The sequence below is a fragment of the Paenibacillus praedii genome (assembly GCF_049725345.1).
GTDB lineage: Bacteria > Bacillota > Bacilli > Paenibacillales > Paenibacillaceae > Pristimantibacillus.
The window spans coordinates 176,587-196,950 of sequence record NZ_JBMWAM010000007.1 but is presented as its reverse complement, the minus strand read 5'-3'; the positions used below and the strand labels follow the sequence as shown (position 1 = coordinate 196,950).

Annotated in this window: 18 protein-coding genes and 1 pseudogene; 1 reads left to right on the top strand and 18 read right to left on the bottom strand. The window is 42.4% G+C overall.

Annotated elements, in window-relative coordinates:
- Window positions 1-288: 288 nt before the first annotated feature.
- From ACO9K6_RS09365 to ACO9K6_RS09325, 9 genes are all read right to left on the bottom strand, one after another.
- Complete coding sequence (locus ACO9K6_RS09365) at window positions 289-1,470, bottom strand: glycosyltransferase (RefSeq protein ID WP_424767282.1); 1,182 nt, start codon at window positions 1,468-1,470, stop codon at window positions 289-291.
- 199 nt (window positions 1,471-1,669) lie between these two features.
- The gene (locus ACO9K6_RS09360; protein WP_424767312.1) at window positions 1,670-2,872 is read right to left on the bottom strand and encodes a nucleotidyltransferase domain-containing protein; all 1,203 of its coding nucleotides are present in this window, start codon (window positions 2,870-2,872) and stop codon (window positions 1,670-1,672) included.
- Between the two features lie 20 nt (window positions 2,873-2,892).
- The gene (locus tag ACO9K6_RS09355; protein ID WP_424767311.1) at window positions 2,893-3,348 is read right to left on the bottom strand and encodes a lasso peptide biosynthesis B2 protein; all 456 of its coding nucleotides are present in this window, start codon (window positions 3,346-3,348) and stop codon (window positions 2,893-2,895) included.
- A 34-nt stretch (window positions 3,349-3,382) separates the two neighbouring features.
- The gene (locus tag ACO9K6_RS09350; protein ID WP_424767310.1) at window positions 3,383-5,131 is read right to left on the bottom strand and encodes an ABC transporter ATP-binding protein; all 1,749 of its coding nucleotides are present in this window, start codon (window positions 5,129-5,131) and stop codon (window positions 3,383-3,385) included.
- A 71-nt stretch (window positions 5,132-5,202) separates the two neighbouring features.
- Window positions 5,203-5,535, bottom strand: coding sequence for a lasso peptide biosynthesis PqqD family chaperone (locus tag ACO9K6_RS09345; RefSeq protein WP_424767309.1), 333 nt, complete (start codon window positions 5,533-5,535; stop codon window positions 5,203-5,205).
- A complete protein-coding gene (locus ACO9K6_RS09340) occupies window positions 5,522-6,466 on the bottom strand; it encodes an HPr kinase/phosphorylase (protein WP_424767281.1) in 945 nt (314 codons plus the stop codon). Before ACO9K6_RS09340 ends, ACO9K6_RS09345 begins: the two co-directional genes overlap by 14 nt.
- A gap of 115 nt (window positions 6,467-6,581) precedes the next feature.
- Window positions 6,582-6,710: a paeninodin family lasso peptide gene (locus ACO9K6_RS09335; RefSeq protein WP_424767280.1), complete on the bottom strand. Its 129-nt coding sequence runs from the start codon at window positions 6,708-6,710 to the stop codon at window positions 6,582-6,584.
- Between the two features lie 14 nt (window positions 6,711-6,724).
- Window positions 6,725-8,665 carry a lasso peptide isopeptide bond-forming cyclase gene (locus tag ACO9K6_RS09330; RefSeq protein WP_424767279.1) on the bottom strand — a complete coding sequence of 647 codons (1,941 nt, stop codon included), beginning with the start codon at window positions 8,663-8,665 and terminating at the stop codon, window positions 6,725-6,727.
- Between the two features lie 217 nt (window positions 8,666-8,882).
- Window positions 8,883-9,986: a nucleotidyltransferase domain-containing protein gene (locus ACO9K6_RS09325; protein ID WP_424767278.1), complete on the bottom strand. Its 1,104-nt coding sequence runs from the start codon at window positions 9,984-9,986 to the stop codon at window positions 8,883-8,885.
- Between the two features lie 206 nt (window positions 9,987-10,192).
- Between ACO9K6_RS09325 and ACO9K6_RS09320 the strand changes: the two genes are divergently transcribed.
- Window positions 10,193-10,852 carry an acetyltransferase gene (locus ACO9K6_RS09320; RefSeq protein ID WP_424767277.1) on the top strand — a complete coding sequence of 220 codons (660 nt, stop codon included), beginning with the start codon at window positions 10,193-10,195 and terminating at the stop codon, window positions 10,850-10,852.
- A gap of 7 nt (window positions 10,853-10,859) precedes the next feature.
- Here the strand turns inward: ACO9K6_RS09320 and ACO9K6_RS09315 are convergent, their stop codons facing one another.
- The 9 genes and pseudogenes from ACO9K6_RS09315 to ACO9K6_RS09275 form a co-directional block, all read right to left on the bottom strand.
- On the bottom strand, window positions 10,860-11,996 hold the full coding sequence (locus ACO9K6_RS09315) for an aminotransferase class I/II-fold pyridoxal phosphate-dependent enzyme (protein ID WP_424767308.1): 1,137 nt from the start codon (window positions 11,994-11,996) through the stop codon (window positions 10,860-10,862).
- Between the two features lie 128 nt (window positions 11,997-12,124).
- Window positions 12,125-12,730: a sugar transferase gene (locus ACO9K6_RS09310; RefSeq protein WP_424767307.1), complete on the bottom strand. Its 606-nt coding sequence runs from the start codon at window positions 12,728-12,730 to the stop codon at window positions 12,125-12,127.
- Window positions 12,731-12,768: 38 nt separating this feature from the next.
- Window positions 12,769-13,317, bottom strand: a pseudogene (locus tag ACO9K6_RS09305) (glycosyltransferase family 32 protein).
- A 13-nt stretch (window positions 13,318-13,330) separates the two neighbouring features.
- Window positions 13,331-14,404 (bottom strand): EpsG family protein, encoded by a 1,074-nt coding sequence (locus ACO9K6_RS09300; RefSeq protein ID WP_424767276.1) that lies wholly within the window; start codon window positions 14,402-14,404, stop codon window positions 13,331-13,333.
- The gene (locus tag ACO9K6_RS09295) at window positions 14,385-15,308 is read right to left on the bottom strand and encodes a glycosyltransferase family 2 protein (protein WP_424767275.1); all 924 of its coding nucleotides are present in this window, start codon (window positions 15,306-15,308) and stop codon (window positions 14,385-14,387) included. The genes ACO9K6_RS09300 and ACO9K6_RS09295 overlap by 20 nt, the downstream gene beginning before the upstream one ends.
- Entirely contained in the window at window positions 15,274-16,419 is a 1,146-nt protein-coding gene (locus tag ACO9K6_RS09290; RefSeq protein ID WP_424767274.1) for a glycosyltransferase family 1 protein, read from the bottom strand. The genes ACO9K6_RS09295 and ACO9K6_RS09290 overlap by 35 nt, the downstream gene beginning before the upstream one ends.
- Window positions 16,404-17,567 (bottom strand): glycosyltransferase family 4 protein, encoded by a 1,164-nt coding sequence (locus ACO9K6_RS09285; RefSeq protein ID WP_424767273.1) that lies wholly within the window; start codon window positions 17,565-17,567, stop codon window positions 16,404-16,406. Before ACO9K6_RS09285 ends, ACO9K6_RS09290 begins: the two co-directional genes overlap by 16 nt.
- A gap of 21 nt (window positions 17,568-17,588) precedes the next feature.
- Entirely contained in the window at window positions 17,589-18,470 is an 882-nt protein-coding gene (galU, locus tag ACO9K6_RS09280) for a UTP--glucose-1-phosphate uridylyltransferase GalU (protein WP_424767272.1), read from the bottom strand.
- Between the two features lie 22 nt (window positions 18,471-18,492).
- Window positions 18,493-20,319 carry a polysaccharide biosynthesis protein gene (locus ACO9K6_RS09275; protein ID WP_424767271.1) on the bottom strand — a complete coding sequence of 609 codons (1,827 nt, stop codon included), beginning with the start codon at window positions 20,317-20,319 and terminating at the stop codon, window positions 18,493-18,495.
- Window positions 20,320-20,364 lie beyond the last annotated feature (45 nt).

The window sequence follows — 20,364 nt, the reverse complement described above, 5'->3', positions numbered from 1 at the left end:
GATCTCAACACCTGCTTGATTAAACTGCTTCTCTCTTATCACGGTGTGTCTGTTGATCAACTTTATCTACACATTTAAGCGATTGTACAATTGCCATTCTTTCCGTTTCGGGAATAACCGGCCATTTATTTTTTTATTTCATCACAAGCTCTTCTGTACTAACGCCTACAATTAAAAAACCACATTGCTCTTTCGCATTCTTTAAGATGTTAAGGACCGATTCGGATATTTTTCAACCATATAAATAGGAACCACGACACTGGCTTTTGGTATCATTGTCCTACCAGCCTAACTAATTAATTTATAGAGCTTTTCTAATTCATTACCATTGTCATAATCCTTTATTGCACAGTTGTTGGACAAACTCTTTCTTAATTCATGATCCGAATATAACCGTTCTAATCCATCCACAATTCCTTCAACCGATAGGTCTGTAATATATCCGTCCACTCCATTAGTTACTTGACTCTTTGCTGTTGAATAATTCGTTATGATCACCGGCTTTGCCAAAATCTGCGCTTCTACCACAGTAACAGCCTTTCCCTCATACCGGGATGGTTGAACATATAGATCGGCTTCCTTCATATAAGGATAGGGATTCTTTTGCTTTCCTAATAAAATAAAGTCATTCTCCAACCTGTATTCTTTTATTAAATTTTTAATCATCGTTTCATCTCCGCCGTAGCCGACTACATACCAAGCCACATCTTTATAACCCCTGTCTTTTAATATCCTTAATGCTCTGACCGCATTATCGATTCCCTTGGCATGAGATAGCCTTGCCACTGAAAGCAGCTTAAATCGATTATCATTTCTCATCGGATTATCCATTTTCTCATCAGCCATTGCTCTAACAAAGTGATGGGAGGTTAAATTTTCAACTACAATAACTTTACGTTCTAAAAGCGGATATTTTTTTATAAATGCAAACTTGCATTCTTCGGATACAGCTACAATATGGTCGAATTCATTCCACATTTGTACATCCAGCTTCAGATCTGTATCTACTACCGAAAAATCAGTGTGAATCCAAGCAATCTTGGTTTTTGCTTTCACTTTATATGCAACAAAGTAATGCGGCCATAAATAACTGATCGCCACATCGTACTGTTTGTCTAATCCGGGCAGGAATGGCAATGAGTATTTCCACATGTACTGCATCTGTTTATAGCCGGATTCGCTAGAAGTATGAAAATACGCCTTATACTTCGCTAATAACCTTGCAATCCCAATCGAGAACTCACCGTTTTTTAACGTTTGTCTGATTGGTAATCTAAAGGTTTTATACACTTTTGATTCTGCTAACAACCGGGGTCCATCGGGGAGCAAATGCATTAAATCACCAGTATGGCTATATAACATGAGGTCCACTTGATAATTATCGTAATCGAAGTGTTCCAACATATTGATCAAGCTTCGTTCCACTCCGCCAATTTCCATATCAAATGAGGAAATTAAAATATTATTCATATAATTCCTATAACCTCCGTTTTTCAGCTAATGATTAACAGGTATTACAAATTAATAATTAAAGTTCATTATAAAGAACATAATTCTAAAAAAATAGATCACTCAAATCTATTTTAGTTCTATATATAGAACATGTCAATGCTTAAGCTTAGCAAGTCGAACCCAGATCATTCATTTTTTACGAGATACCTCATATGTTTCATAGTATATTTTCCTTTTTCAAAACTTGTTTTTTCATTTTTCTCCAAACCCATAAAATTGGACGCAAAGGGAAATAAAGAAAATGAAAACGTTTAGGCAACGTTAATGTAGCCGCATCCTCCGGATAGGGATAAAGAAAACTCATAATAAATAACATTTTTTGTTGATGTGACATTAATGAAAATAAATGACGTTTATGATATATTGCCACATCCTCCGGAATAGGCTCATTATGCAAATTCACCATTTGATGAATGTAAAAAATCGCATCTTTTGCCAGGCGCATTGGGCGCATTTTTACTGCTATCGATTTCATTTCTTCCGTCAAAGGTGTTTGAAAGAGCTGTGAGGTTAAAATAAGTGCCTGTGCTCCAATATGAAGGAGTTGATATTTCTTAAGAAGGTGACGAAGACTTGAAATATTAAGATTTTGCTTGGAAATTTGATCTATATCCGCTAGCCAGCGAAGTCGTGACCAGCCATGACGAGCACCATGTGAGACGAGAAACAGGAATAAATCCTCTCTCCCTAAATAAGAGACAGGATTACTTGTGATCTTGCTAATCCTTCTCCTTTCCCACAATTCATTAAATCCGGGTTCCTTCCCAGGACCCGGATTTAATCTCCAATGCACCTCGATTTTAATCCCTTTTTTGAGGTGGAAAAAGGTAATATGATGATGCCTCCATTTCCAGTCATTCAATATGGCTTGTATGTACTCATCTTTTACATACCCTAATTTTATTAACAGTTCCTCCACAACGTCCAAATCCTGAATTGGAATCAGTATGTCTAAGTCTCCAGAGGTACGAAGTGAAATGTCTCCATAAAGATCAGAACCAAGAACCGGTCCTTTTAGCACCAAAGAACGGATGTTAGACTTAGAGAACAGTGTGCATAGGTGCTCCATTTCTGCGCTAAATTTTAGCATTTGAAAAGTGTTTTTTTGATAATCATGATGTAGTGATTGAATAATGTTCTGGGGTATCCAGCTTTCATCTATTTCCTGAAGTTTTCTATATAGAACGGGGTAAATCCGATGATGCCTTGCTAGCTTCAGAAATAAACTCCAATCCATGTCTTTTACATATTCACTGTTGTTTGAAGGTAAGCCTTCTCCATTTTTAGTGCTCATTAATGAAAGTAACAAGGTTAATTCTTTAGGAAAGTGCGACACATCTATTTGGAAATCCTTATCCACTTTAATCCACTCCACTTTCCTTAATCTCTTATATAATTTGCAAATTTTCCAACTACTGAAAATCGTTCCATACCTTCCTCTCCCGTAATATAGAACGAACCGCTGCGAAGCCAAGCATGAGCGATCATTTTTCCTGATTCGTCCTTGGCTGTTCCCAGATATAGCGTACTTTCGATCTGACGCCTTTCAAGCATTTTCAAAGCAGCAATAGCTCTTACAAGGCATTTACTTTCCCAAAACGTATGCCGGCTTATAATTTGAATCGCATGATGTACATTCATTAATTCGGCTTTCTTCCCAGCATACGGGGCATTTGTCGTTTCCTCCATTTGAGCACCTAAAGAAGGCGCAACCTTAGAAAATGGTGCTAAAACAAGAACGCGTGCCCATCCTAAATAAAAAAAAGCCTCTAGAAATAACAGCACGGTTTTCAATTCTAACGAGCATAACTTTCTCACCTTATTTATCATTTCCATTTTCTTCTCCGGATTCAATTAATATATTCTTCTTTTAGCCATGTGGCCAGACGACAGACTGTTGTTCCAACAGATGACCCAGCAAGCTTCTCTTTTCATTCACAAGTTGTTTAAATATCCCTGTCTGAACAATTGTTCCTTGATCAATGACAATGACTTGGTCGGCATTCCGTATCGTGGAGAGCCTATGGGCAATGACAATAATCGTCATCTTGCCTTTAAGCTGATCCAGCGCTTCCTGAATTTTTGATTCATTTTCGTTGTCCAGTGCACTGGTTGCTTCATCCAATACTAGAATAGAAGGTTTCCTCAAAATAGCCCGGGCCAGCACCAGCCTTTGGCGTTCTCCTCCTGACAATCGGATCCCACGATCACCGATTAAGGTATCGAGACCTTCCGGAAGCCTGCTAACGAATGCGGTAGATGCGGAAAACTCAAGCGCCTCCCAAATTTCATCATCACTTGCATCCGTTTTAACTAATAACAAATTTTCCCTTATGCTTGTATTGAAGAGAAAAGGATCCTGTGGAACATAGCTGATGGAGTGCCTAAATGCCAATAAATTTTCCTTTGTCAATGGAACGCCATCGATCAGAACCTGCCCTTCTTCCGGTAGAATAAGCCCCATTAATATATCAATCAGAGTACTTTTCCCTGCTCCCGAGCGTCCTACAATGGCGGTCATGCGATTCGAAGAGATTTGTAGATTAATGTCTCGGAGAGCATATTGAGATTCTTGTCGGTTGTAGCGAAAAGAAACATTGCTGCATTCGAGTACTTTCTCTATTACTAAAGGCTTGATGTTTTTATAGGATGGATCGCTAATATTAAATTCCATAGCTTCCTTGCTTTCATTGTGAAGGAGCATTAAAGATTTAAAAGCAGGAATCGCAGAGGCTACGCTCTCCATATTAGATTGAATACCGTTAAATTTAGGCCACAACCGGGAGAAAATTACGATAATCAAAATCAACTGCTCGAACTGGGCATGAAATATTCTAACCGACACGAAAATGAAAATAGCGATAAATATACCGGCTGCAATCTGATACACAAATTGAGAGGAGGTTTTTACCTTGATTTGCTGGAGCTGTTCCTGCTGTATTTTTTGTTCCAGAGAAATGATCCAATTCATACGGGATTGTTCCAAGGTATTGCTTTTAATCTCTTTAATTCCGTTCAATTGATCCGTTATACCTGCAAGATATGATTTGGCCAAATCCATTGACTGCTGTCCTAAAGATTTTGATTTATGAACAAACTTTTTGGAAAGCAAAGCGATGGCCAACGCGCAAGCCAGCACGAATACCGCTAACTTCGCAGATAACCAAAACGCAAGACCGATCTGAATCAAGGTGAAAATAATAGAGGTAACCATCAGTAATATGGTGTTCATTCCTCCACTGACGCGAGCGATTTCCGCTGTCAACGTATTGATAAAGTCGGACTTTCTTCTTCTTATATGAAAGTCCCAGTTAGCAAGTAATAAAGTGCCAAATGTATCTACTCTCAAATGGTGCATAAATGATTGATGTATACTAGCGTTACGAATTGTAACAGTCCGTTTTAAGAGACCTTGGCCAAGCACAATCAGAACATATAAACCTAAAATAGAGGTCAATCCCCATAATGGCGGGATCTCCCGGATAAATTTAAACATTCCGGAGAGAGGGATTGCGGCCTCGTTCATATCGAAAATGCCGCTCATGCTAAGCATTGGAAGTAATAAGAGAATTCCGATCCCCTCTAACAGACTGATACATATCATTCCTAAGAGATTCATATAGAGGATATTCCCAGTATTGGAGTATAACCGCTTTGTAAAGTATAAAATAGCTTTCAAGTTATATCCCCCTATGTACTTTCTAATCCATCGCCATTTGCAATTCCTTCTTTATTAATGGAAATCAGGCCTTCCTTCGATAATTGTTCCAAAAATAAAAACACGTGCTCCTCACATATCGATTTTTCTACATCGTATTCGGCCATCAGTTGATGAATCAGCTGTTCAACCGTTATGGGCGTGTGAATACTTTCCCATATAAAACCACCAATTGAACCTAAATTGTAATATTTACCATTATGTATACTTAACATAACCTTTTCCTCACCCATATCGCTTACAATGTTGCCGCTTCCTTGAACAACCCAGTGATTCGATGAAATCATTTCATTAGTAATCATGATTATCAACATCCTTATTTATAGTAGTTAATATTAACGATACCAGATCTGGTGTGGTAAAATCAGAAACGGGCCTTTGCAAACGGAAAACATTCATTTGATTTGCAAGCATTGCCGTCATTTCAAAATGCCATGCAGTTAGGTCCATGCGATTCACTAGGAAGTTTCGAAAAGTGTGCTGATATAATACAGGCAAGCTTTCAAGTCTGGAAATTTTCTGTATGTAAATCTTATCCTTTTCCGTTTTGACTAATTCGAATACTCCTGCGAGCGGTAACGGGCTGGAGAGAAAATTTGAAGTAACCAAAACAGAAAATTTGGTTTCTCTTTGAACTAAAGGCCGGTACTGGGTTGAATCCATTCCAAGGTGATCCATACTTTCTTGCCAAAGCTTTTGTTGAGGATAAGATGGTATCACATACGGAATCTGTTGATCTCCAGAAAGCGAGACGGCGATTACATCGTCGCTTAATAAAGGAAAGCCTCTTCCTAGAAGAGCCGAGGCAAGCGTCGATTTTCCAGCACCTGACTCGCCAACAAAAGCATAGGCCTTTCCATCAATGGCAACTGCGCTGCCGTGTAACGGAAGCATTTTTCTTTGCAGCAATAATGCTCCCATGCAAGACCCGAGTATATATAGCCGAATTTCATCCATATCAGACTCAATCGCGGGTGAAATGATGATTTTCTTTCCTTCTTGTATACAAAAGGTTGCAACATTTGGAACTTGGAAAATGATCGTATTTCCTTTAACTGTATAGGTCCCATTCTTAGCTTCTAATTGTGTCCACAAGTCGGATAAATCAGAAACCTCTATTACAATATCCGGAGCTCCATTAAATCCACTTATTTGAAGTAATTCCGGTAAACTAATCTCACTTTCCACTTTGAATCCGAAAGCTTGATAAATCTTTTTTTTCGCGGTACTTATCATATTCCCCACTCCAAGCTCATCGTCTCTAAATTTTAAAAAACTAGCCCTCATACTGAAAATGTATAAGGGCCTTTACACAGGAAACATAAATGGTAAGTATTTTGATATCTGGAACCTAGCTAGGTCCCATAAGTTGTTCAGTACCATTTTCGTCAATGAAATCAGTTACTTGATCCGGAAATCCTGCCATAGTCATTTTCACATCAAGTACTTCCAATTCTGGTTTTTCCCATGTTTTGCTCATCTTATCACCTCCCTTCAAGCATAACTTTTTATAAACCGGTTAAGAATTAAGCTGCGCATTAAAATATTATAATCCGCATCAAAAGGAGTTTCCGGTCGAGTGTCCCCTTGAATTTTGGTGATAGATTCCTTGATTACAGGTATGTTTAAAAACCTGGAAATTTCGGAATCATCGCTGATTTGCTGGAGCTCAGCAATAAATGAATTCCATGCCGGAACCATCCGGTGAATACCGTCAGCTCCCTGAACACCACGTATCTTTTGATTTAACCTTACGTTATCCGGGAGTAAATTTTCGGTTGATCTTCGGATCAGTGCCCGATCCATTCCATTTTGGACATATTGCTCTTCTGGGACGGATAAACAAAACTTGATCACCCGTAAGTCATTGGTCGGGTCACGATTCCATAAAGAGTAACGCAGAGATGCTTTCGTTCCGTATGTGCCATTCAAATTCCAAACGAAGGTTTGCTCGAAATGCTTTTTTCTAGCTAGGTAGATATTTTTAGGAGTTGAAAAACCAGTTGTATCGATTCCATGTTTTTGCAGCTTCATGTAAACATCCGTTTTCTGAGCAAACTCAGGATTGATGAGCTTTGGGAAAAGGTAGTGACTCTGTGGAGTCTTGATTCGAGTTAGGAAAGGATAGGCTTTTTGTGTGACGGTCTTCATAAATATTGATTTTCTTACCCCATTGTTGTTACTGTACATAATCATTTCCTGATAAAGTCGAATCCATTTCATCTTTTTTAATAACATCGCGTAGTGAGACAACGCCGATCCCCAAGAGATCGTATTATTTCCTCTTGCTCCGGTCAAAAGCACGCCTACTCCCTGCTGGTGTGCTTTCTCATTTATCCCTTTAATCCAGAATGAATTGAGGAATATTTTATAAGGCATCTCCAGCATATCCAGCCAATCATCAACTTCTGTCAGCGGGCTTTTTCCCTTAAAATCTAAATAATCATCGGATATATTTCCAACATGCTTGACAGTGGATTGGATATAATCCCTCTCGTTAGCTATTTTACTTTTGGGTGTCCAGTCAATATAATCATCTACTGGAATATAGCTGTAAGTATATAATCTCTTATTTTCCATATGCAATTGTCTTGCTGCCAAGCTGACAACGGAGCCTGAATCCAGTCCCCCACTCAAAAACGCGCCGACAGGCCGGTGGGTACGAAGCCGTGCATTAACTGCGTTTTGAAACACATCCAGGAATGCCTCTTCATACTCTTTATTTGACTTTAGTTTTAAGCGTTCTTCCTTGGTTATCGTACAGTATCTTGAGAACACAATTTTGCCATCGAATACTGAAATAGAATGCGAAGGGGGCACTTGTTCTATTTCGTTAAATACTGTAGAAGTACCATCTACCGTTTCAATTACTCCTGGGTTTGCCAAATACTCGGCAATCCACTGTTCGTTTAGACGTTTGGCTACGTATGGTAAGCTTAATAATGGCTGGATGATTGTACAGAAGGCAAACCGATTCTGATTTTTATAAAAATATAGCGTACGGCTTCCAGAAAAATCTCTCGCACCAAATAACATCCGTTTCTTCTCATCCCATATCATGAACGCAAAATCGCCGACTAAATATTTCGGGGCCTCTTCACCCCATTTATCATAAGCCAGCAAGATCAGCTTGCTGTCCGGCATCCGTTGTCTGAGGCCATGCTCAACATGAAGTCTATCAAACAATTCTTTGCGGTTGTCGATGATCGCGTCAGCGGTAATGGCCAACCTTCTTTCAGAATCATAATAAGGATTCCGTTCATCAACTGATTCCGGTGTAATCCATTGTGCATGGTTGCTAAGAAAAATTTGATCATGATGCCATGTCTGGACATCATCGACAGAGAACTTATACAAGGGTTCCATTAAACTCATGCTGTCTTCCAGATTAATCGGCTCTGCATTAAGATGATAGATTCCAGCTAAGGCACTCATGATTCCCTCCCAATTGATACTGTCCAACAATGGCTATTTTGTTCTATTTAAAAGACATTTAAAAAAATCTAAAATTCGTAATATATTACGTCATACATCGATGATTACTCTAAATTCAATTGTTTCTTCATCAACCGTAGTTCTTTATAAAGAACAAAATTAGAATACCATTACGCTTAATTGTTGTCAATTAATTTTGTTCGAATGCTTTCTCCTTTCAGCTTTCAAGTTTCTTATCTCTCCAATTATATATAAAACTTGCTATAAAAACTATTTTTTGACAAGTTGTGAGCAAGGAGAATAAATAGCGTTTGTGATATTCATTAACCTCATCAGAAATTGGTGATGTGTGTAAATTTACTGATCTATAAACATAAAACATCGCATCTTCTGCTAACCAATATGCTTTTCTGTCTGATAGGAGCGGCTTCATTTCTTCACGAAGCGGAAAAGACAGTAATCTAGCCGCTAGCAGCAACGCCTGCCCTCCAGTATGTAAACACATATGCTTTTTCAATAACCGCGCAAGCTTAACCCAATCGATGGATTGGTTGGCAATTTGTTTTATATCCAGCAGCCAACGAAGCCTTGACCAACCACGACGCGATCCATGAGAGACGAGAAACAGAAACAAATCTTCTCGGCTAAGATAATAAATGGGACGATTAATTAATGAGCTCTTCCTCTTTCTCTCCCATAGCTCATTGAAGCTGGGCTCTTTAGAAGGCACTGGAATCAGTCTCCAATACAACTCGACCTTAATACCCTTACCTGGATGAAGGAAGGTAGTATGATATTGTCTCCATTTCCAATCATTTAGGCTCGAGACCGTATAATCGTTCTTCTCGTACCCCAGAGTTAGAAGCAGCTTCTCGGCTTGCTCCAGCTGCTGAAACGTAATTAGAAGATCTAAATCATAGGAGGTGCGAAGCGATACATCGCCGTACAAGTCGGCTGCTATGACCGGACCTTTCAAGAACAACGAACGAATCCCATTATCGGAGAACGCTTTGGCCAGCTGCTCCATTTCACCGCTCAACCCAAGCATCTGCAGCGTATTGCGGTAATAATCCCGATTGAACATATGAGTTACAAAAGTCGGTATAACTTCAGTTTTCAACTCCTGAAGCCTGCGATGAAGCAAAGGGAATACACGATGATGTCTAGCCAGTTTTATAAACCGATCCCAATCTGTTCCTTTAATCAACTCCTGCAAATCAAGCATGATATCCATGCTGTCATCCTTCGCGAGTAACACGAGTATGAGCTTCAGCTCATCTAACATTTCTTCCTCATTATGAAATTTTCCGTAATTACCCATGAAATTCTCCTTCAACCTATTCAACCAATAACGAACAAAATTATATTTTTGTTCTATAATAAGAACACCTCTACAGACTATCACCTTATATAATTTATGTCAATTCCTATTACGAAAGTTAACGCTTTCTTTAGATAAAATGATTTCGTTCTGCTAGAATGAAAGAGATCAAAGATTGGACTTCACTCAGTAAGGGGAGATTATAATTGCTGCAGAACATTATCGTATACGGTGCCGGCGGCCATGCGAAAGCTGTAATTGACACCTTAGAAAAAGACGCCCGCTATTCAATCATTGGCTTGCTTGATGACTATAAGCCGGCAGGTTCTCATTATTACGGCTATGAGATTTTAGGAGATGAAACCTGGCTTGCTGCTCATAAGGCAAAGGTTAGCGGTGGTATCGTAGCAGTCGGGGACAACTGGAAGAGATCGCAAATTACGGCTAGTATTCGCGCTATATATCCCGAATTCCGTTTTGTTACCGCCATTCACCCGTCAGCCTCTCTTGCCAGAGGCGCTGATATCGGCGCAGGTACCGTCATTATGGCTGGTGCGGTCGTTAACAGCGATGCAGCAATCGGCGAGCATTGTGTTCTATATACTCATGCTTCCGTCGACCACGACTGTTCCGTTGGCAGCTATGTTACCTTCGCTCCAAAAGCAGCCACTGGCGGCAATGTGAAAATTGACGATTATTCCGTCATCTCCATGGGCGCGGCTGTCATTCATGGCATAACGATTGGCGAGCATACGGTAATTGGCGCCGGATCGACTGTCTTATCCCATATTCCTTCTTATGCAATCGCTTATGGGACACCTACCAAAGTCATCAGAAATCGACAAATAGGAGAAAGCTATCTTTAATGTCTTATTAGGCCGATTGAGCACTTTCGTTCGCAAGTTCATCAAATAAACTATTCATGCAGTCGATAACCCGGACCTGATCGAGTGCCGTCATGCTTGAGCCTGACGGCAAGCAAATTCCGCTCTTGAAAAAACGCTCGCATACAGGTTCCCCATCCGTGTGGGAGTAGAATCGATTATTTTCAAATAAAGGCTGCATATGAAGCGGCTTCCAGAGCGGTCTCGCTTCAATATTAGCAGCTGTTAATGCATCAAGCAGCATTGAGATCGCGACACCTGTCTCCTGCTCATCAATCGTCATTGCCGTAAGCCAGCGATTAGACCGCGTTCCATCTAGTTCCGGCATAAAGCCAATGCCTCTCCGGTTTAAAAAAGCTTGTTCATAATTTTCGAATATCGCTCTTCTTGCTGCAACCCTATCCTCCAAAACCTCTAATTGCGCTCTGCCGACGCCAGCTAACAGATTACTCATGCGATAGTTGTATCCTATGCTGCTATGCTGATAATGCGGTGCAAAATCTCTTGCTTGCGTAGCAAGAAAACGAGCTTTTTGCAACAGTTCCGCATCGTCCGATATGAGCATGCCGCCTCCCGATGTCGTAATGATTTTGTTCCCGTTAAACGAATAAATACCGAACTTGCCGAAGGAGCCGCTTTGCTTGCCTTTATAAGTAGAGCCCAGCGATTCCGCTGCATCCTCGATTACAGGAACCTCATATTGCTCGCACAGTTCAATAATTTCGTCCATCTTCGCTACTTGCCCGTAGAGATGAACGACAATAACCGCTTTTGGCAGCTTCCCTTGACGATTCGAATCCTCAAAAGCCCGCTGGAGCGCCTCAGGCGACATATTCCACGTATCCGGCTCGGAATCAATGAAGATGGGCTCCGCCCCGCAATAACGGATCGGATTAGCGCTCGCTACAAAGGTGAAGCTTGAGCAAAACACGGTATCCCCTGCCCCTACGCCAAGCAATTGCAGGGATAGGTGTATAGCTGCTGTCCCTGAACTAACCGCAACCGCGTCGGCTGCGCCCGTATAGGCTGCCATTTGTTTCTCGAACGCATCTATATTCGGTCCCAGCGGAGCAATCCAATTAGATTCAAACGCATCATCAATATAGTTGCGCTCCTTTCCACTCATATGAGGAGGGGATAAATAAATTCGTTTCAATTCAATTGCTGACACGTCGCCACACATCCTTTTTCATCTCGTTATTTTAAAAAATAAGAAGCCATCTCCCAAACACTGCCCCTGCTCGAAAAATGGCTTTATCCTTCACTAGGGGTAGTCGTTCCTTGAAACACCGGCATCGTCACATGATTGACATTCGATATGCCCTCGGATCGAATGACCTTCTTCACTGTAAACAATATAATTTTGAAATCTAACGCCAAGCTTTGATTATTCACATACCACACATCGCGCTCAAATCTCTCTTCCCACGAGACCGCGTTGCGGCCGTGAATTTGAGCCCAGCCGGTGATGCCTGGGCGTACAAGATGCCGCTTCGCTTGCTCTTCGTTATACAGCGGCAAATATTCCATAAGCAAAGGGCGTGGCCCCACTAGGCTGAGCTCCCCTTTGATGACATTAATCAGCTGTAGAAGCTCATCCAGGCTAAGTTTGCGCATAAGAATACCGAAAGCCGTCAATCTCATGTGATCAGGCAGCAATAGCCCCATGCTGTCCTTCTCCGATGTCATCGTTCTAAATTTATATACATAAAAAGGAATGCCATGCAGGCCTGGACGCTGCTGCTTAAATACGATCGGCGAGCCGAGCTTAATCCGAACCAATATCGCGGTTAACGCAATAATAGGCGACAATGCAATGAACAAAATACTAGAAATAATCAAATCAAACAATCGTTTCATCATTAGAAGGTACTCCTGTAATTCAATTTATAAAATCGTTAGTTGGATGATAGCAGTTGCCTCATTTTCGAGATCATTTTTGGACCGACGACACGACTTACGACTCTCTTTTGTTCTACTCTTAGACGAACATGTGTAGGAAGCCAGGATGGGCAAAGCGATAGATGGTATGACTGTTATTGGTTATGAAATTACCTCCGTTAATATAGTCATACGGGCTAAAATACGTTCGCGGATAAAAGGCTTAGAAATTTTTCATCTTCAAATCCAGAAAAAGCTTCATGATGAAGGAATGAATGGAGCGGCTTGATCACCTCGACATACGTATCCAAATAAATGCCGCCATGCTTATAAAGCGCATATAAACGAACATAGTCACTTACGAACGCATATTTCCGGGACTTATAAGCTTCCTTCACATAGCGATTGGAGGAAATATCAAAGTTGTCCTCATTCCACTCCATCACTTGCTAGTCCCCTAATTGCTTTTGCCAGCTTCGTATGCATATGACGATTTTCCGTGGCTTCTCTCCCCGCCCGAACCAGCAATAATGCAGAATGCGAGGAATTTTTTCAGTTGTGCTCACTTTGCTACCTCCTTTACGATGGCCATATTAAATATTTGCTCGAATATCGAATATCCAATGTGATGACACTTTCAAAATAAAAAAATAGCAGATAAAAAACTAAAATAGCAAAATAAACGAATTTCTGATCCTTCTCACGAAACACTTTCACAATCCAGCCAATCAATATGAATTGATACAGATTAAAATAAATCGTCATTCTAGCAAAAATCCAGTTTTGAGTCGAGATGATCATCATTACAATACCGATGACGGAAATGTTTATTAATATATCGCTTTTCGGAAATAAAACTCTAAGCTTTTCCCTACCGAAAAAGGCGACAATAAGCGGGAGGGCATAAACAAATACTCGAATAATACTCGCTCCACCCTCTTCAAATTGCTGATAATGGGCGTACTGAGTGCCTTGAATGGCCGAGAATAACAGATCAGAAAATTGGTTGAAGCCTACAACAATCAAAATGGCAACTAATAATAAAGAGAACGTAGCGCCTGTCCATGCCTTTCGCCGAACGATGAAATAAAGAGGAAGCATGACGAGCGCGCTTTGGTGAAAGATAGCCGCGAAAAGGACAATCGGCATATATATTTTCCACTTGCCTTCAAGCAGAGCCTTTGTAGCCGCAAAAACAATGGCTGCTGCAAGAAACTGTCTAAGTCCATTCATCGAAACGATGAACGCTCCTGATGTAATGTAAACATACATGCTTAATTCGAACATTCTTGAATACTTATACATCACGATTGCAATAATCATATTCGTCGCCAAAGCAGTCGTGATGAGCAGAATCTGTGGATCCTCCGTGATTTGCTTGAGCAGCATTTGCAAAATGCTAAAGCCCATATCCTTTTCTTGGGCAATGATATCCCACTCAAAGTTATTAACCTCATAACCATGCATATAAAAGAAGGTGTCCCCGATATTATTTCGCAATCCCGATACCAGGATGAGCGAAGTCGCCGCCGCAGCGGCCAAAATTTTGTTTGGCTGAATGGGTGATGGTCCGACTGACGCAGGCACCGAAAAATATCTGGCAACGAGAGCAAACATAAAAACGACCGCTAAGTTAAGCCACAGGATAGTCATTTGTCGTTCCTTTCGGGACGTATGCATTCCTCGTCTTCATCGTAATGTATCCATAAAGGAGCAGCCCTGGAATGAATGCCGAAATAATCAATGCCTTGGAAGGCACTTCCTGCAGCCATTGCTTGTTCCTGGACAATAGGCTACTCGATACATAATGAATCGCCTGCCGGTATTTGAACACGCTGCTTCCGGTCGGCAGCTGCATAAGCGATTTGCGGTAAAAGGCAAAGCCTTGCGGATTTTTCCGATACTGCATCAGCATATTTCGCGAAGAGCCATCCGGCAAATATTCAACGTGACATAGTACTTTATTCAGAAGTAGCAGCTTATATTGCTGATTTAGCAAATGATACTTGTAATCTAGGCCAACATATTTCTCTCCTTCAAAGAGCGGATAAGGATAAAGCTTGCTCAACGATGTGCGATAAACCAGCTTCTTATCGCCGGTAACCCCATGCTTATGATACAAATCAAATAAGGTCGAGCTTGCTAGCTGCTCCGGAAACTTTGACCCTACGATACTTCCATCGGAATACGCGTCTAGCCCGGCAAAGCCGCAAACCTTATCACTGCCGTGCTGGCTCCAGAAGGCTACAATATGCTCTACCGCATCGTCAGGCATATAATCATCGGAATCGATGCATACGTTGAGCTCCGTTTCCATTTCCTCATACGCAGTGTTATGAGCGCTATGCATCCCTTGATTTTGTTGACGGATGTACCTGATAGGTACGCGCTGCTCGCTTATCCAGCCAGCAACCAGCTCCTCGGTTCCATCGCTCGAGCCATCATCGATGATCAGCCACTGAAAATCCTTGCACGTCTGTCGCTGCAGGCTGTCATATACTTGATACAGGCAATAAGCCCGATTATACGTGGGCGTAAACACGGTTAAAGTCTTCATTGTTCACCTCGAATTGGGATAAATAAAATTCCGTCGCCAACTGCGCTGTTTGCCGTATGTCATAACCTTTGCGTGCTAATGCGCCGGAAGGGATTATTCGCGATGGCTTCCTTGCCCCTTCAATGATTTGATTTACGCCGCTTTCTTGATCCTTTAGCGAGAAGAAATGAACTAAGCCGATACCCATATCTACTTCTGTCGTAATATGATCGGATATGATGCTTGGCAATCCCGCTGCTTGCGCTTCTATAAGCGTGACCGGAAGCCCCTCATGATGAGACGGAAATACAAACACGTCAACAGCCTGAAGGAGTTGAGCAATATCGCTCCTTATACCAAGGAACCTCACTTTATCCGCTAATTGAAGCTCATTGACCTTCTGTTCAATAGCGGGCCGGAGCGGGCCGTCGCCAACAAGCAATAGCATACTGTCGGCTACCCTGTGCTGCAGTTGATTAAACATGTCGATGAGCAGGGTATGATTTTTTTGCGGAGCGAACCGTCCTACATGACCGATAACAAGCATATCTTCCGAAACGCCAAGGTCTGTACGCATCTTCGAACGGATGTTTGGGGAAAAAGCAAATTGCTCACAAGAGATACCGTTTTGCATAATAAGCGCTGACTTCTCCCTGCCGGCGAATAACCACCGGGCCGCCGCGTTTGAGCAAGCCACGTAATGCGTTGCCGAGGTGTGTATACACGTCCCGGCATACCATTTATAAAGGCGAGCGGCGATTCCGCCTTCGCTTCTGGTATTGTGGCTATGCGCTATTCGAATGGGAATACTTGCCTTGCGAGCCGCTCGCAGCACGAAGCCACTCATTTTATCCATGTGCGAATGAATCACCTGATAAGAGGCATGATCCTGAAAAAACTGATTCAACGCTTGCATATAGCCTTTGTGTCCGACCGCAGTAATGTGCGGAATTCGATGAATTTTGCCGCCAAGACCTTTAATCTCCTCATCGAACACGCCTTCCTTGCAGGTGAGAAAATCGAACTGAACCTTAGAACGGTCAATATGGCGGTATAAATTCATAAGGAACGTCTCAGCGCCGCCGCGATTCATATTCACGACAGCATGTAATATTCTTATAGGACTACCCACTGCAATCTCTCCATTTCGTCTTGCCGCTGCTTCATCAATGGCTTATAAATGTCATTTAACTCTTGCACAACTTGAGTTAATGAATATTTTTTGATAATATCCGCGCTCACAGCACCCATTCGATGTCTTAGCTCTCCATTACGACTAAGCGCTAGAAGCATGCTAGCAAATTCCGTTACTTGATCAGGAGCAAGCAAATATCCATTCTTTCCCTCAACTACCAGCTCCGTATGCCCCCTATTACGTGTCGCCACGATTGGCAGACCGCAGGCCATCGCCTCCATAATGTTGACAGGCAGCCCTTCGCGCAGGCTGGATGCAACGGCGACATCGCACATCGGCAGCAGTCGGTCGATATCCTTCCGATAACCGAGAAAATTCACCATGGCAGAAATACCAAGCTGCTCCGCCAGCTCACGGCATTCAGCCAAAAGAGGGCCTTGACCGGCGAGCAGCAGCCTCGCGTGCGGGACTTGGTCCTTCATTTCAGCTAGCGCGTGAAGGAGCAGTTTATGATTTTTGTTTTTGTTAAATTCGGCCGCGTAGAACATAAGAAAATCATCAGTCCGATAGTCAAGTTCCTGACGTAATCGCCATTTTTCAATTTGTGGAATAGGATTATAATGATTTAGATTCACGCCTACTCCATGCACATGCGCAATACGTTTTGCTTTAAAGCCTCTCGCAACTGCAAGATTATAATCTTCTTCATTAATCGTAACCAAACAGTCGGTCAAGCCCGAAAGCCTCTTCTCGATGGGATAATAAAGAAGCCAATTCACAACCGAGGCTCCTTTGCAAAAGTGAAAGCCATGCGCCGTATAGACTACTTTTGTTCCGTTTTTTCTGGCTCCCTGGGCTGCAAAACGCGCGATCACCCCTCCCACTGGCGTATGGCAATGAATAATTTGGTAGTTTTGGTCTTCGATTATTTCTTTCAGCTCACGGTAGGCCTTCACGTTGTTTAAGCGCAAGGGTGACCGCTCAATCGGTAAATTAAATTTCCTGTCAACGAAAGGAAGGTCCATATCGCCCTTCGCGGCGACATGAACCTCCCAGCCCTGCTGCTGAAACCATTCCATCACTGGCAGATGGAACGCCTTGAAGTGGTAATCAACGGTCGCGCAAAATAATATTTTATTTGGCATGTATACCACCTTATATCATTTTTATTTGCGTGCTCCTTCTCTCTCCAGCATCTGCGACAGGTAATCCAGCAGCTCGTAGCGCAAGTCATTACGCTGCAGGGCAAATTCAATTGTCGTCTGGATAAAGCCCATTTTCTCGCCTACATCATACCGTTTCCCTTCAAACTCATACGCATAGACCGCCTCGGACAAATTTAAAGCCGCGATCGCATCCGTAAGCTGAATTTCTCCGCCAGCACCAGGCGATATGCTTCCCAGTATGTCGAATATGGCTGGACTCAAAATATAACGTCCCATGATTGCCATGTTTGACGGTGCTTCCTCTTGCGGCGGCTTTTCTACCAGATGCTTAACTTGATGGAATGATGGCTCCATCAAAGTTCCATCTACAATGCCGTAGCGAGAGACCGTCTCCTCCTCTACTCGCTGAACACCGATAACGGAGGTACGGTACTGTTCGTATTTCTCCATCATTTGTTTAATACAAGGCTTCTCCGCCGAAATAATATCATCACCTAGCAGCACGGCGAAAGGCTCATTGCCTATAAACTTCCGAGCACACCAGATCGCGTGACCCAGACCCCTTGGCTCCTTTTGCCGAATATAATGAATATCCACCATATCAGATGATTTGCGAACCTCGCTCAATAGCTCGAATTTATGTTTGGCCATCAATATTTGCTCGAGCTCGACCGAATTATCGAAGTGATCCTCGATGGCCCGTTTGTGCTTGCCGGTAACGATAATGATGTCCTCAATACCAGATTCAATCGCTTCCTCCACTATGTATTGAATGGTTGGCTTATCTACGATGGGAAGCATTTCCTTCGGCATCGCTTTTGTTGCAGGCAAAAATCGTGTCCCTAGTCCTGCTGCCGGAATAATTGCTTTTCTTACCTTCATCGATTTTAATCTCTCCTTCTATTTATCCCGTTACCGACACATAGTCCGGCAAAACAACAACATGATTTGCAAGATCAAGCAGACGAACCCGCAATTCCGCTTTGTTCATGCCACTAAAATCCCGGATAATCTCTTCAATTTCCTCATAATAAATTTCCGAGGATTTACCGATGTAGATTTTCGGATAAACCTGCTGCTCGTTGATTTCATTTTCCTTCAGCATTTCTTCAAACAGCTTCTCTCCTGGGCGGATGCCGGTATATTGAATACCGATTTCCTCTACTGAATAACCGGACATCCGGATAACATTTTGCGCCAGATCGCTAATCTTCACGGGTTCTCCCATATCCAGGACGAAGATTTCGCCGCCCCTTGCAAGCGCACCTGCTTGAATGACCAGCCTCGATGCTTCTGGTATCGTCATAAAATACCGAACCATATCGGGATGTGTAACCGTAACGGGGCCGCCCTTCTCGATCTGCTTCTTGAACAGCGGAATAACGCTGCCCCGGCTGCCAAGCACATTGCCGAATCGAACGGCGACAAATTTTGTGGAGCTGTTGCAATCCATATGCTGAATAACCATTTCTGCAATACGCTTCGTAGCTCCCATAACACTTGTCGGATTGACCGCTTTATCCGTTGAGATCATAACGAAGGTTTCAACACGGCATGCACTAGCTGCCTTCGCTGCATTCAGCGTCCCAAGCACATTATTTTTGAAGGCCTCCTCCGGATTTCTCTCCATTAAAGGCACATGCTTATGAGCAGCTGCATGGTACACAACCTGCGGACGATGCGTTTGCATAACAGACAGCATTTTGGCTGCGTCCTGCAGGTCAGCAATCTCCGTAATAAATTGAATCTTGGTATGTCCATAAAGCTCCTTTAGCTCCAGCTCGATGGAATATATGCTGTTCTCACCGTGACCGAGCAAAATAAGCTTTTCCGGTAAAAATTTCGAAATTTGCCGGCATACCTCCGAACCGATCGAGCCGCCTGCTCCCGTAACCATGACAACCTTCTGTGTCACATAGCCCGAAATACTGTCAATATCAAGCTCTACTGGCTCCCGGCCAAGTAAATCCTCCACCTGCACGTCGCGAAAATGATTAACGGATATTTTCCCTGTAGCCAGATCCTCCAGCATCGGAATGATTTGCGTCTTCGCCTTCGTCTTCGCGCACTCGGTAAAGATTGTATTCAACTGCTTCTTATTAAGGGAAGGAATGGCGATAACAATGTTATCGATTTTATGCTCTCGAGCAATCCTCTCTAAGCTCGAGATACCGCCGATTACCGGAATGCCCATAATATCTAAATTGTGTTTGTTGCTGTCATCGTCAACGAATGCGACAGGCAGCAGCTCCGTGTCGCTGTTGTTTAGAAGCTGCCTGACCAGCATCGTACCAGCAGAGCCGGCGCCAAGAATTAACGTGCGCTTGCGCAGACCGCTATTTTTGCTGTAACGTCCTCGAAATATGCGCCAGCAAAGTCTGGAGCCGCCAATTAGCAGCATATGAATCATCCAGGTTACGGCGAGCAACCGAAAATAAACATCCTGAACGAAAATTTGCTGAATGACCCCAGCTGACATAATCGACAAGGAAACCGCCTTCGATATGATCAGCAGTTCTCCAACACTCGCATATTCCCATGCCTTCTTATAGAGCTTGTAATAGAAGGAGAAGAAATGATGACTTACTAGTAAAGTAATCGAGCTAATCACGATAGGAATAGTGAACACATCAAGAGAAGCATCCAATAAAAACCTGCTAAAAAAAATAGCCGTTAATACAATAAACGAATCAATTAAAATCAATAATGATAACCGTTGCCGAAATGTCAAAGTCGGTTCACCCTCTCCAGAAATTACATCAAAAAAATGCGAGCA